Origin of the sequence: Marivirga sp., from assembly GCF_051117495.1 — a bacterium.
GTDB lineage: Bacteria > Bacteroidota > Bacteroidia > Cytophagales > Cyclobacteriaceae > Marivirga.
The window spans coordinates 179,291-192,943 of sequence record NZ_JBNPEF010000004.1; the positions used below are offsets into that span (position 1 = coordinate 179,291).

Below are 13,653 nucleotides of genomic sequence, written 5' to 3' on the forward strand. Positions count from 1 at the left end.
TTCACAAACTCATAACAAACTAAGATATGGATTTCATCAATAAAATTACCATTTTATTTCTATCAATTTTCATCAGTTTTTCCGCTTTAGGACAAAAACAACAAGTGATTTTGATTTCGATTGATGGCTTAAGGCCTGATTTTTATTTAAATGAAAATTGGCCAGCTCCTGTAATACAATACATGGCTAAAAATGGCACTCATGCAAAAGCTGTGAAGGGGGTCTTTCCATCCGTCACTTATCCTTCTCACACTACCATCATCAGTGGAATGCCCCCTTCAGAACACGGGATTTACTATAATACTCCATTTGAACCTGATGGAGCGACTGGTAAATGGTATTGGGAATATGAAAATATCAAAACGCCTACTTTGTTTTCTCTCAGTAAAGAAGCCGGATTGACCACAGCCGCAATCTCTTGGCCGGTAACTGTAGGAGCGCCAATAGATTACAACATCCCGGAAGTTTGGTCCATAAAAGAAGGTGAAGATCGATTTGCTCCTATGAAAAAAAATGCCACTCCAAAAGGCTTTATGGATGAAATTGAAATCCACGCCACAGGCAAAATAACCAACAATAATTTCGGTAATCAAGGATACTTCGCTAGAGAAGGAAAGTTTGCTTCGGCCGCTTCCTATATTTATGAAAAATACAATCCTGATTTGTTGGCCGTTCACCTACTTTCAGCTGACCACTTCCAACATACTGATGGAAGGGAAGGCTACATGCCTAAAAGAGCAGTAAGCGCTGTGGATGCAGCCATTGGGCAAATTTTAGAAACAGTTGAAAGATTGGGGAAATTGGAAAATACTACCTTTATTATTACTGGTGACCACGGCTTTGTGGATATTCATTCTATTATGGCTCCCAATGTTTTATTAAGAGAAAACGGACTAATCAATGAAGACGGAACAGAATGGAAAGCAAAATTTCATAGTTCAGGCGCTTCTGCTTTTTTACATTTAAAAAATCCCAAGGACACAAAATCAATAGAAAAAGTAAAAGCACTTTTTAATGCATTGCCTGAAAGTCAGCAGAAGCTTTTCAGAATTGTAGAAAAAGAAGAACTAAAAAAAATTGGGGCTGACCCTCAGGCGGTTCTTGCCATTGCACCAAATGAGGGGATTAATATGACTTCCAAAATAGAGGGTGAATTGTTGAGAAAAGGTAGTGGAGGAACACACGGATTCTTTCCAGAATACGAAAATATTTATACGGGTTTTATTGCCTTTGGTGGAAAAGCAAATGAAAAAACGGTATTAAAAGAAATGTACCTGACAGATGTAGCTCCCGTAATAGCCAAAATTTTAGGCCTTCAATTGCAGAATACCAAAGGGATATTATACCCAGGAATCATAAAGAATTAATATAACTGTTTAAATTCTATTAAATATTTAAGATGGCCAAAACATTAGAATTATTTAACTATTTGAACCAGCATGATGAATATAAAAGCGGTGTCCAAAAGCAGATAAGTACCGCTGAATTCAAAAAAGGAGAATATATCTATAAACCATCAGAAGAGCCCCACATCATATTTGAAGTTGTGTCTGGAGCAGTAAAAGTGGGGAATTATGCTATTGATGGGACAGAACATTGCTATGACATTTTAAAACCAGGCGATTTTTTTGGGAATTACCGTTTATTGGACGGTAATTTTCAAGAATTCGCCAAAACGCTTACCAGTGTTAAGCTTCGTCAATATGAATTAATATTTATCAAAAAATTAATTTTTACAGATATTCAAATTTCCGAAATGTTCACTAAATACATTGTGAGAAGATGGTCGCGGGCAGAAACACGCTTTTTTACCGTAATATCAGAAGACACCTCCGTAAGAATCAAAAGGCTATACAGGGAATTCAATGTGAAGATTAAAGATGTTGATGGAAAATCAATCAATATCTTTAGTCTTTTCTCACAAAAAGACATCGCAGATTTAACAGGATCGAGCAGGCAAACTGTCGCCAACATTTTCAAAAAAGTAAATAATGATTACGAAACACTTCTTCTAGAACTGGATCCTGTCATGATCCCATAAATTTAGTAATAGATGTAATTCTAATTGCCAATTGCCCGCTAAATAGTATATTGCGCATTGTTTTTTAGGCAGGTATAAAACTATGGATAAAATAGCCATTATAGATTTAGGCACGAATACTTTTCACTTACTCATTGTAGAAGTTAAAGATGGTGAAGAGAAAATTCTTCATAAAGAGAAAATAGCCGTAAAGTTGGGTGAAGGCGGAATTAGTGAGGGTACTATTAGCAAAAGTGCGCAAGAAAGAGCACTTAAAACCATGCTATATTTCAAAGACAAAATCAATGAGGAGAAAGTAGAAAACATCTTTGCCAGTGCCACTTCCGCTATGCGAAATGCTGAAAATGGAAAAGAAGTCATGGACAGAATCTTTGATGCTACGGGTATTTCCATTCAATTGATCTCCGGTATGGATGAAGCGAAATACATCCACATGGGTGTTAAAAAAGCATTGGATATTGGACCTGAGCCCGCCTTGATTATGGACATAGGCGGTGGGAGCGTAGAATTCATTATCTGCAATCAGACCGAAGTATTCTGGATGCAAAGTTTTGAAATTGGAGCTCAAAGATTATTGGATAAATTCCACAAGCACGATCCCATCCTACCAAAAGACATCGAAAAATTGGATGATTTTTTAAGGAAAGAATTGGCAGAGCTTAAAGTGAAAATGGATATTTACCAACCTCATCATCTAATTGGTTCATCGGGTACTTTTGACACTTTAATAGACATCAATTACCAAGAAAAAGAAATTGAAAAACCAGATGAGGTTTCATTTTCTTTAAGCTTAGAGGATTTCGATAGGATTTTTAATGAAATCATCCATAAAACCAGAGAAGAAAGAATGGCCATACCCGGTATGATTGAAATGCGTGTGGATATGATAGTGGTAGCGGTCTGCCTAATTCAGTTCTTGATTGAAAACAATGATTTTATGGATATAAAAGTATCGACCTACGCACTTAAGGAAGGTTTGCTCGATGCCATATTAGCAAATGAAATTAAATTATCTTGATGAGTCAATATAATCATATAGCATTACAGCATTTTGTTAAGGAAGTTTTTATTCAAATTGGCTGCCCTGAGAATGAAGCGGAAGAAGCTTCAGAAGTCTTGGTGAATGCCGATTTAAGAGGAGTGGATTCACATGGAGTTGCGCGATTACATGGCTACATCAGATTGTGGGAAGAAGGCAGAATTAACGCTAAACCCAATATTAAAATAATTCATGAAACCCCCAGCACGGCCGTAATTGATGGCGACAAGGGTTTAGGCTTAGTAGTTGCCCCTTTTGCCATGAGAATAGCCATGGAAAAAGCCGAGAAAGTAGGTACAGGCTGGGTATCGGTCAAAAACTCCAATCATTATGGTATTGCCGGTCACCACAGTATGATGGCATTGGAAAAAGATATGATAGGCTGGTCCATGACCAATGCCAGTCCATTGGTATCCCCTACTTTTTCCAAAGAAAGATTATTGGGCACCAATCCCATATCAATTGCCATCCCCACCAAAAATCAACCACCTTATGTAGCAGATTTTGCTACCACTACAGTAGCCAATGGAAAATTGGAGGTCTTAAAAAGGAAAAACGAAAAAGCTCCTTTGGGCTGGGTGCAGGATAAAGATGGAAAAGGCACGACTGATGTGGATGCCTTAAAAAAAGGCGGCAGTATGTTGCCTTTGGGAGGTTCAAGAGAACACTCTGGCCATAAAGGATATATTCTGGGCTCTATAGTCGATATCTTCTCCGCAGTACTTTCAGGTGCCAACTACGGGCCTTGGGCTCCTCCTTTCGTAAGCTTTTTGCCACTGAAAGAAAATCCCGTTGGTGAAGGCTTGGGTCATTTCTTGGGGGCTATGCGAATTGATGCCTTCCGCCCGGCAGAAGATTTCAAATACCACATGGACAATTGGATTGAAACTTTTCGTGCATCAGAAACCACAGGAGAAAACGATCAAGTATTGATTCCCGGAGATCCGGAAAGGGAAATGAGTGCAGACAGAAAAGCCCATGGCATTCCTTTACTTCCTGCTGTGGTAAAAGATTTAAGTGATATTGGAGGTAAATTTGGATTGAAATTTGAAGATTATTTTAATGGAGTTTATTAGGGTTGTTTAAGGGCTGGTCTGATTTGACTAAAGGAGCTTCTGATTTATTTTAGAACTTACAAAAGTTATGAAATACCCCCAGTTTTGGAATAAAAGCACAAACTAAGAAGAACAAAAAAAGGACCGAAGCCCCTTTTAATTAGTTTATTAAGATAAAATTAATCTTGCGAACCCACTTTAGCTCCCAAATATTCTCTGTTCATTCTTGCGATATTTGATAAATCAATACCTTTTGGACATTCAGCTGAACAAGCTCCAGTGTTAGTACAAGCTCCAAAGCCTTCTTCATCCATTTGAGCCACCATTTTTTGTACTCTTTCTGCACTTTCTACTTTTCCTTGAGGCAACATTGATAATTGCGAAACTTTGGCACTTACAAAAAGCATAGCTGATGCATTTTTACATGCTGCCACACAAGCTCCACAACCAATACAGGTAGCTGCATCAAATGCTTCATCTGCAACTGATTTAGGAATAGGAATTTCGTTGGCATCTGGGGTTCCACCTGTATTCACGCTGACATAACCACCAGCCTGAATTACTCTATCAAATGCACTTCTATCAACCGCTAAATCCTTAACAATTGGAAATGCTTTTGCTCTCCATGGTTCAATGGTAATGGTTTCACCGTCTTGGAAACTTCTCATGTGAAGTTGGCAAGTAGTTACTCCTCTTAAAGGACCGTGTGGTTCTCCGTTTATATACATACTGCACATCCCACAAATGCCTTCTCGGCAATCGTGGTCAAAGTGCACAGGATCCTCGTCTTTATCAGTTAATTGTTCATTTAAGACATCAATCATTTCTAAAAATGACATATCGGAGGATACTCCATCCAATTCATACGTTTTAAATGCTCCTTTATCTTGATTGTTCTTCTGTCTCCAGATTTTTAATTTAAATTTCATAATTAAAATATTTTAGATGACTTAAGGATTATTTATAGCTCCTTTGTGTCAGTTTTACATTTTCGAATATCAATTGTTCTTTGTGAAGTGTTTCAGGTTGTTCAGGACCTGTGTATTCCCAAGCAGCCACATAAGCAAAGTCTTCATCATTTCGCTTTGCTTCACCTTCCGGAGTCTGATGCTCTTCTCTAAAGTGACCTCCACAAGATTCTTCTCTATGCAAAGCATCATCTATCATCAACTCACCTTGCTCTAAGAAATCAGAAACTCTCGATGCTTTTTCTAATGAACTATTAAATTCTTCATTTGTACCTAAAACTTTTACATTTTTCCAGAAATCAGCTCTCAGTTCTCGTACCATTTCTTTTGCTTTTTTCAAGCCTTCAGCTGTTCTAGACATCCCACAATAATCCCACATGATTTTACCTAATTCCTTGTGGTAATAGTCAACTGATTTTGTACCTTTAATAGAAAGTAATTTATCAATATTGTCTTTCACTGCTTTTTCAGCTTCTTTGAAAGCTTCATGGTCAATTCCTATCTTCTCATATTTCTCACCTGCTAAATAATTACCAATTGTATATGGAATAACGAAGTAACCATCCGCTAATCCTTGCATCAATGCACTGGCCCCTAATCGATTTGCTCCGTGATCTGAGAAATTCGATTCACCTGTTGCATATAAACCATCAATATTAGTTTTCAAATTATAATCTACCCAAAGGCCGCCCATCGTATAATGTACTGCTGGGTAAATCATCATTGGCTCTTTGTACGGATTGCTACCCGTGATCTGTTTGTACATATCAAACAAGTTTCCATATTTTCCAGCAATGGTGTCTTCGCCATCTCTGTTTATTGCATCTCTAAAGTCAAGGTAAACTGCCTTACCTGATTCATTTACACCTCTGCCTTCATCACAAACATATTTTGCATTTCTAGAGGCTACATCACGAGGAACCAAATTACCAAAAGCTGGATATTTGGTTTCTAAGTAGTAGTCTCTTTCATCTTCGCTCAAATCATTAGGGTGAATCTCCTTTTTCCTGATTTTTTCTGCTAATTCTTTGGTTGCAGGAACCCAAACACGACCATCATTTCTTAATGATTCAGACATCAAAGTCAATTTGGATTGATGGTCACCACTTACTGGAATACAGGTTGGGTGAATTTGAGTGTAACATGGATTTGCCATTAAAGCGCCTTTTTTGTGAGCTCTCCATGCAGCAGTTACATTTGAACCCATTGCGTTTGTTGACAAATAAAACACATTACCATATCCACCAGAAGCCAATACAACTGCATGGGCACTATGAGATTCAATTTTCCCAGTTACTAAATTACGGGTAACAATACCTCTGGCTTTTCCATCCACCATTACTAAATCTAACATCTCCGTTCTTGGGAAAAGCTCAACTTTACCATTAGCCACTTGACGGCTTAAAGCGCTATAAGCACCTAATAATAATTGCTGTCCTGTTTGACCTCGAGCGTAAAATGTCCTTGATACTTGCGCACCACCAAAAGAACGGTTGGCCAATAGACCACCATATTCTCTAGCAAAAGGAACACCTTGCGCCACACATTGGTCAATGATATTTACACTTACTTCAGCTAATCTGTAAACATTAGCTTCTCTTGAGCGATAATCACCACCTTTAATAGTATCGTAAAAAAGACGAAAAACACTATCACCGTCATTTTGATAGTTTTTAGCGGCATTAATACCACCCTGTGCAGCAATTGAGTGAGCTCTTCTTGGGCTATCCTGAAAGCAAAAAGCTTTTACATTATATCCAAGTTCAGCTAATGAGGCAGAGGCGGATGCTCCAGCTAGACCAGTTCCTACTACAATTACATCATATTTACGCTTATTAGCCGGATTCACCAGCTTCACATTAAATTTATGATTCGTCCATTTCTCTGCTAATGGACCTTCAGGTATTTTTGATTCTAAATTCATAGTACAGTAATTATCCTTAACTATTGAAAAACATGATTAATGGAATACTTGCAAATGCAGCCGGAATAAGGATTGCATAAACGATTCCTAATTTTTTAATGAATGGTGTATATTTTTTATGGTTGATTCCAAGTGTTTGGAAAGCACTTGAAAAGCCATGTGATAAGTGAAAAGCTAATCCCACCATACATACTACATAAATTGCAACATACCACCATTGACTGAATGCTGCATTAACAACTGCATATAGGTCTTTGTTTCCAGCTTCATCCATTGGAATGGAACCCCAATGCATTTCATACCAAAAATTCCTTAAATGGATTACTAAAAAGACAAAAATAATGAATCCCAAAATCCCCATATTCCTGGAAGAAAATGAGCTATTTGCGGATCCTTTTACTTGAGCATATCCTACTGGTCTGGCCGATCTGTTCTTTGCAGCCAAAACAATAGACATGATAATATGGATCAAGATAAATGCATATAATCCATAAGAAGTAAACTTAATCAGCGGATTTGAAGTCATAAACTTAGCATAAGCATTAAATGCCAAACCACCATCATCAGCTAACAACTGAAAGTTTCCTGCCAAATGGACCACCAAAAAAATGATTAAAAAAAGACCGGTAAGTGACATCACCAATTTCCTACCGATTGTACTTGTTAAAGTATCTGAAAGCCAACTCATATATTTTATTTTAATTAATAGGTTTATAATATATTGTTCGTCTCAAAGTTACATTTGGAACACTTAGAAAACAATTGTGTTTTCTATTTTAAACAATTCTAAATAATATTGCTTATTTTAGGTGTTCGGTTTAACTTTTTATTAAATCCGAATGTTTTGATGTTTTAAGAACAATATTTTTTAATTTAACGTTTTAGATACTCTTATCAATAACAGACTCGTGAAAAAAATCACCTTATTCATTATATTGATTTTCTGCACATTAGGTGAAACACTCGCCACTCACATAAGGGCTGGTGAAATCACAGCCAGAAGAATTGGATGTAGCGGAAGGGAATATGAATTTACTCTTACTGCCTACAGAGATACTGGCTCGGACATCCTATTTGGTAATGGAGAATTCAAATTTGGTGATGGTGAATCTATTATGTTAAACCCAGATGGATTTAGCCGAAAAGAGATAATTGATGATGAAATAGAGTTAGTTGAGTTTAAGATAAGGCATGACTATAATTCAAATGGAGATTATGTAGTTTCCTATGTAGAAGACTTTCGAAATGTAGGGATTATCAATATGAGTAATTCCGGATCGGTTTCTTTTTATGTGGAAACTCTCATAAGAATTGATCCTTTTTTCGGTTGTAATGACACTCCTGTATTTCTAATTCCACCGGTAGATAAAGGCGCTGTAGGGGTTTTATTTTATCATAACCCTGGAGCATTTGATATCAATGGTGATAGTATTGCTTTTAAAATGGTTACCCCTCAAAGCAGACAAGGTGTAAATGTACCTAATTTTAGATCCCCTGAAATTGCGGCAGGTGGACAAAACCTACAAGGTGGTCCTCCAACCCTCACATTAGATGAAGTTCTTGGAGATTTAATATGGGATACACCTGGACTAAAAGGTGAGTTCAATGTAGCCTTTATTGCGGAAGAGTGGCGAAAAATAGCAGGCGAATGGCGATTTTTAGGAAGTGTTACACGCGATATGCAAATTATAGTGGATGAAACAGAAAATGACCCACCTGAGCTACAAATACCGCTTGATACCTGTATAGAAGCAGGAACATTATTGGAAGCTGAAATAATTGCCACAGATCCAAACCCGGAATCTCTAGTTAGAATTGAAGGTTTTGGTGGACCCTTTGTCTTATCGCCTCCAGCGGTTTTAACACCTGAGAGTGATGAATTCTTTGAATCCCCCACTACTTCAAATTTCTCATGGCAAACTGATTGTTCCCACATCAGGGAAGACCCCTATTTAGTAAGATTTAAAGCCACCGATAGTGGCCCTGGCATCAGATTAACTGCTTTTGAAACTTGGAGTGTAACGGTTGTTCCACCATCTCCAAAAAATGTTGTGGCAGAAAGTAAACCGCAAAGATCGATTGAAGTAAGTTGGGATGAATATAATTGTGGGGACGCTGAAGTAATTCAAGTTTACAGAAGGGTGGACAGCTTCGAATTCGAGCCTCTTAATTGTGAAATAGGTATTCCTGAAAATGGAGGATATGAATTAATTGGAGCGGTACCGGTTGGCCAAAATACTTTCTTAGATGATAATGCAGGCCAGGGGCTGGATTTTGGAGCTACCTATTGTTATAGATTGGTAGCAATATTTGAATTGCCAAAAGGAGGTGTCAGCTATGCTTCCGAAGAAGTGTGTCAACAAGTTGCAGCCACTGGCCCAGTTATTACCAATGTTAGCATTGATGAAACAGATTCTGAGAATGGTGAAATCACTGTTAGTTGGTTACCTCCATTAGATATTGATACAGATATATATCCTGCTCCATATAAATATCAAATTTTAAGGAGTAATGGTGATGGCTTTGAACCTGTAGCTACCATTGAAGATGACACAACTTTTACTGATACAGCTTTAAACACTGCCTCAGAAGTTTACACCTATCAATTAGAACTTTATTTGTTGAATGATGAGGTGAATGAGGAAAATTTAATTGAAATTTCAGCAAGGGCTTCTTCGGTCAGACTTTCTTCAGTCGGATTATTTGAATCAGTTGAATTAAACTGGGAAGCAAATGTACCTTGGTCCAATACAAATCAAGATTTTCCTTATCATTATATCTACAGAAATAAAGCCGGGGGAGATCCCTATCAATTGGTATTAATTGATTCAGTGGATGTAACTCAATTTGGATTCCAATATTTAGACAGTGGTCAGTTTAACGATCAAAATTTATCCAATATGGAGGAATATTGTTATTTTGTTACTACATCGGGAGGATATGGAAACGAAGATATCTTTGAACCACTACTTAATGATTCTCAAATTCTTTGTGCCCGACCAGATGATCAAATAGACCCATGTCCACCATTTGATGTTGGTTTCCAGCTAGATTCGCCTGAAAAATGCTTGGAATTCTTGGCCGATAAGGATTGTGGGTTTAATCAATACCAAAACGAATTATTCTGGGAAGCAAACCTAACCGATAGTTGTGATAGTCAGATAAGCTATTATGAGATCTTCTTCCAAAGTGATCTTGAAAATGAATTTGAATTGATCGGAACTACCCGGGATACTTTTTTCATTCATGACAACCTTCCTGAATTTGCCGGTTGTTATAGAATAAGAGCGGTTGATCAATCTGAAAACAGAAGTCAGTTTTCCGAGATTTTCTGTAAGGAAAATTGTCCGAATATAGCATTTCCTAATGTATTTACTCCAAACGGGGATAATAAGAATGATACCTTTACTCCTTTTTTCAATAAAGATTTTACCCAAGCAGCCACAATTCCGTTGGAAAAATGCCCTCGTTTTGTTGAAAAAATAGTTTTTAAGGTATTCAATAGATATGGAAAGCAGGTTTACGCATATGAAAGTGGTGGCGAAAATAGCTTGTATATCGATTGGGACGGCACCAATTTCAACGGAGAACCTCTTCCTTCGGCAACTTATTTCTTTGAAGCTATAGTGACTTTTGATATGCTAAGGCCTGAAAATCGCCAGCAAAGGTATAAGGGATATGTACAAATTATAAGATAGTTTGAAACCAACACAACCTATCATATTCTTCGATGGAGTTTGTAACTTATGCAATGGCGCAATAAATTTCATTATAGACCATGACAAGAAAGGCTATTTTAAATTTGCACCTTTGCAATCTGAGATTGCAAAAGAATTCATTCCTCAATCGACATTGGAGAATACCGATAGTATCATATTATTAGATTCTGATAAAATCTATTCCAAAAGCACAGCCGCACTAAGAGTTGCAAAGAAATTGGATGGGATGTGGAAAATTCTTTATTCACTGATTATTTTCCCAAAATTCCTAAGAGATTTCGTTTATGACTTTATTGCTAAAAACCGCTACAAATGGTTTGGTAAAAGAGATACATGCAGAATGCCGACTATAGATATAAAAGATAGATTTTTGAAAATGGATTAAACTTCTTAATTTCTATCTTCAAAATTTCCTCTTTATTTTGATTTCAATTTCCCGAAAATTAGTTTCATATAAACTCTGTTTTTCGCATTTATAATAGTAAACAGACTTAGCAGGTTTCTTCTCCATTATCTACTTAACAAAGTAGAATAAGTTAATGAAAGTTATAGCGTTTCATTAAGTATTTATTTGTTCAAACTTTGGAAAAGTTTATAACTTGCCACAAAATTTAAGTTCTGAATTTAAATCATAAAAAATATCCTATGAAAGCTTATGTATTTCCAGGGCAAGGTGCCCAATATCCAGGAATGGGAAAAGAATTATATGAAAATAACCCCCAGGCTAAAAAGCTGTTTAATCAAGCCAATGAAATATTAGGTTTCGAAATCACTAAAACAATGTTCGAAGGTACCGCTGAGGAATTAAAAGAAACCAAGGTGACTCAACCAGCTGTATTCCTCCATTCTGTAATCAATGCTTTGGTTCATCCTGATTTTAAGCCTGAGATGGTGGCAGGACACTCATTAGGCGAATTTTCAGCTTTAGTAGCCAATGGCACTCTATCATTTGAAGATGGCCTTAAATTAGTCTATAAAAGAGCCTTGGCCATGCAAAAAGCTTGCGAGATTAACCCATCTACTATGGCCGCTGTTTTAGGATTAGAAGACGAAGTGGTGGAAAAAGTATGTAACGAAATTACAGATGAAGTGGTAGTTCCTGCCAATTATAACTGCCCGGGACAATTGGTAATCTCCGGCTCAAACAAAGGAATTGAAATTGCCTGTGAAAAAATGAAAGAAGCAGGAGCCAAAAGAGCAATGCCGTTACCAGTAGGGGGTGCTTTTCACTCTCCTTTAATGGAACCTGCCAGGGAAGAATTAGCACAAGCCATTAAAGAAACAAGCTTTAATCAGCCCAAATGCCCAGTTTACCAAAATGTAAATGCGCAAGGCTCAATCGATATTGAAGCCATAAAAGAAAATTTAATTGCTCAACTGACCGCACCTGTAAAGTGGACACAATCCGTTCATCAAATGGTGCAGGATGGTGCTTCTATTTTTATTGAAAGTGGCCCAGAAAAAGTATTACAAGGCTTAGTAAAGAAAATCAATAGAGAATCCGAAGTTGACCAATTATCGTAATATAATTTATAATTAAATAATTTGAAGATGATGGTATTTTAATAAAAAAGCCTGAAATTCAAATGTTTATTGATAAATTATAGAATGAAAAAGCCGGATATTCCACAAAATGAAAATGAAAGACTAAAGGAACTCCGAAGTTTAAATATCTTAGATTCCGAACAAGAGAAAGATTTTGATGAGTTGGTGGAGCTTGCCTCCATCATCTGCGGAGTTCCTATTTCTTTGGTAACCTTAATTGATGCTGATCGCCAATGGTTCAAATCCAATAAAGGCTTGTCAACTGACTCAACTCCCAGAGACGTTTCTTTTTGTGGTCATGCCATAAATGGTGAGGATGTCTTCATCATTGAAAATGCAGTAGCTGACAAAAGATTTTATGACAACCCATTGGTTACAGACGACCCCAATATCAGATTTTATGCTGGAATGCCTATTAAATCTGAAAACGGCTATAATCTTGGTACGCTCTGTGTAATCGATTCCAAACCTAAAAAACTGAGCGAAACTCAAATAAAGGCATTGAAAATTTTAGGGGGGCAGGCTTCGAAATTAATTGAATTAAGAGATAAAAAATTAAAACTAGAATCCATTAATGAAAAATTAGAATCTCTTAATCAACTGAACAGTCAGATTACCAGTATCATCTCACACGATTTAAAGGGTCCGATCAACAGCATGCGTGCTTATTTAAATTCTAATTATATTGATGCTAACAACCCTGAAGAACTAGCTCAATTATTCCCCTTAGTAAAAAATAACCTGAACAGTTTAAATGAATTGGTGGAAAATCTATTGGAGTGGTCAAGAAGTACTAATGAAGTTAACCTAACAGAAGTAAATGTTAAAGAAACGGTATTGGAAATTTGCAGTTTATTTGAAGGAAATGCATTAGACAAAGGTATTGAATTAAAATGTGGAATTGGCGATAACTTGAGGGTAAAGGCAGACTTAGCCATGATAAGATTTATCATGAGAAATCTTATCAATAATGCCATAAAATTTACAGAAAATGGAAAAGTAGAAGTGGATATTGAGAAGACTGAGGTTCATCAGGCTATCATTAAAGTAATTGACACCGGGGTAGGAATTCCAAATGATTTATTGGAAAGAATTAAATTAAAAGACAAGAAGGTTTCTACAAAGGGAACTAGAAATGAAAAAGGTACTGGATTAGGATTACAACTGGTTAGGGAGTTTTTATCCATCCATAAAACTGAATTAAACATTGAATCAGAAGAAGGAGAAGGAAGCACTTTTTCTTTTGCACTTCCTTTGGCTTGAGAGGATAAATTTGTCAAGTTTACATAAATTATTAACCATGGTTACCCGTCGGTGTGCCACCGACCGAGGTAGAAACCATGGTTGTTGGCACACCAACCA

The 13,653-nt window shown here is 36.8% G+C and carries 11 protein-coding genes; 8 read left to right on the forward strand and 3 right to left on the reverse strand.

Annotated features, from left to right (window positions below; all coding sequences use genetic code 11):
* The first annotated feature begins 26 nt into the window (after positions 1-26).
* From ACFE0M_RS01855 to ACFE0M_RS01870, 4 genes are all read left to right on the forward strand, one after another.
* Complete coding sequence (locus ACFE0M_RS01855; RefSeq protein ID WP_434544044.1) at positions 27-1,367, forward strand: alkaline phosphatase family protein; 1,341 nt, start codon at positions 27-29, stop codon at positions 1,365-1,367.
* 32 nt (positions 1,368-1,399) lie between these two features.
* The gene (locus ACFE0M_RS01860) at positions 1,400-2,041 is read left to right on the forward strand and encodes a Crp/Fnr family transcriptional regulator (RefSeq protein WP_434544045.1); all 642 of its coding nucleotides are present in this window, start codon (positions 1,400-1,402) and stop codon (positions 2,039-2,041) included.
* A gap of 82 nt (positions 2,042-2,123) precedes the next feature.
* Complete coding sequence (locus ACFE0M_RS01865; protein WP_434544046.1) at positions 2,124-3,059, forward strand: Ppx/GppA phosphatase family protein; 936 nt, start codon at positions 2,124-2,126, stop codon at positions 3,057-3,059.
* Positions 3,059-4,156, forward strand: a complete 1,098-nt coding sequence (locus tag ACFE0M_RS01870; protein WP_434544047.1) for an Ldh family oxidoreductase — start codon at positions 3,059-3,061, stop codon at positions 4,154-4,156. The genes ACFE0M_RS01865 and ACFE0M_RS01870 overlap by 1 nt, the downstream gene beginning before the upstream one ends.
* 158 nt (positions 4,157-4,314) lie before the next feature.
* Here the strand turns inward: ACFE0M_RS01870 and ACFE0M_RS01875 are convergent, their stop codons facing one another.
* Genes ACFE0M_RS01875 through ACFE0M_RS01885 form a run of 3 tightly spaced genes read right to left on the reverse strand, consistent with a single transcriptional unit; the run spans position 4,315 to position 7,715 of the window.
* A complete protein-coding gene (locus ACFE0M_RS01875; RefSeq protein WP_434544048.1) occupies positions 4,315-5,064 on the reverse strand; it encodes a succinate dehydrogenase/fumarate reductase iron-sulfur subunit in 750 nt (249 codons plus the stop codon).
* Between the two features lie 28 nt (positions 5,065-5,092).
* Positions 5,093-7,027 carry a fumarate reductase/succinate dehydrogenase flavoprotein subunit gene (locus ACFE0M_RS01880; RefSeq protein WP_434544049.1) on the reverse strand — a complete coding sequence of 645 codons (1,935 nt, stop codon included), beginning with the start codon at positions 7,025-7,027 and terminating at the stop codon, positions 5,093-5,095.
* 16 nt (positions 7,028-7,043) lie between these two features.
* Positions 7,044-7,715: a succinate dehydrogenase cytochrome b subunit gene (locus ACFE0M_RS01885; RefSeq protein ID WP_434544050.1), complete on the reverse strand. Its 672-nt coding sequence runs from the start codon at positions 7,713-7,715 to the stop codon at positions 7,044-7,046.
* A gap of 220 nt (positions 7,716-7,935) precedes the next feature.
* On the opposite strand from ACFE0M_RS01885, the gene ACFE0M_RS01890 reads away from it, so the two are divergent.
* The 4 genes from ACFE0M_RS01890 (at position 7,936) to ACFE0M_RS01905 (ending at position 13,554) form a co-directional block, all read left to right on the forward strand.
* Entirely contained in the window at positions 7,936-10,725 is a 2,790-nt protein-coding gene (locus ACFE0M_RS01890; RefSeq protein ID WP_434544051.1) for a gliding motility-associated C-terminal domain-containing protein, read from the forward strand.
* A gap of 1 nt (position 10,726) precedes the next feature.
* Positions 10,727-11,131 (forward strand): thiol-disulfide oxidoreductase DCC family protein, encoded by a 405-nt coding sequence (locus ACFE0M_RS01895; RefSeq protein ID WP_434544052.1) that lies wholly within the window; start codon positions 10,727-10,729, stop codon positions 11,129-11,131.
* A gap of 260 nt (positions 11,132-11,391) precedes the next feature.
* Positions 11,392-12,270, forward strand: coding sequence for an ACP S-malonyltransferase (gene fabD, locus ACFE0M_RS01900; protein WP_434544053.1), 879 nt, complete (start codon positions 11,392-11,394; stop codon positions 12,268-12,270).
* 84 nt (positions 12,271-12,354) lie between these two features.
* On the forward strand, positions 12,355-13,554 hold the full coding sequence (locus tag ACFE0M_RS01905; RefSeq protein ID WP_434544054.1) for a GAF domain-containing sensor histidine kinase: 1,200 nt from the start codon (positions 12,355-12,357) through the stop codon (positions 13,552-13,554).
* The last annotated feature ends 99 nt before the right edge of the window (positions 13,555-13,653 follow it).

Bases quoted from the DNA above. Each gene is read 5' to 3' on its own strand.
- ACFE0M_RS01855 (WP_434544044.1), top strand. From the start codon at position 27: ATGGATTTCATCAATAAAATTACCATTTTATTTCTATCAATTTTCATC.
- ACFE0M_RS01860 (WP_434544045.1), top strand. From the start codon at position 1,400: ATGGCCAAAACATTAGAATTATTTAACTATTTGAACCAGCATGATGAA.
- ACFE0M_RS01865 (WP_434544046.1), top strand. From the start codon at position 2,124: ATGGATAAAATAGCCATTATAGATTTAGGCACGAATACTTTTCACTTA.
- ACFE0M_RS01870 (WP_434544047.1), top strand. From the start codon at position 3,059: ATGAGTCAATATAATCATATAGCATTACAGCATTTTGTTAAGGAAGTT.
- ACFE0M_RS01875 (WP_434544048.1), bottom strand. From the start codon at position 5,064: ATGAAATTTAAATTAAAAATCTGGAGACAGAAGAACAATCAAGATAAA.
- ACFE0M_RS01880 (WP_434544049.1), bottom strand. From the start codon at position 7,027: ATGAATTTAGAATCAAAAATACCTGAAGGTCCATTAGCAGAGAAATGG.
- ACFE0M_RS01885 (WP_434544050.1), bottom strand. From the start codon at position 7,715: ATGAGTTGGCTTTCAGATACTTTAACAAGTACAATCGGTAGGAAATTG.
- fabD (WP_434544053.1), top strand. From the start codon at position 11,392: ATGAAAGCTTATGTATTTCCAGGGCAAGGTGCCCAATATCCAGGAATG.
- ACFE0M_RS01905 (WP_434544054.1), top strand. From the start codon at position 12,355: ATGAAAAAGCCGGATATTCCACAAAATGAAAATGAAAGACTAAAGGAA.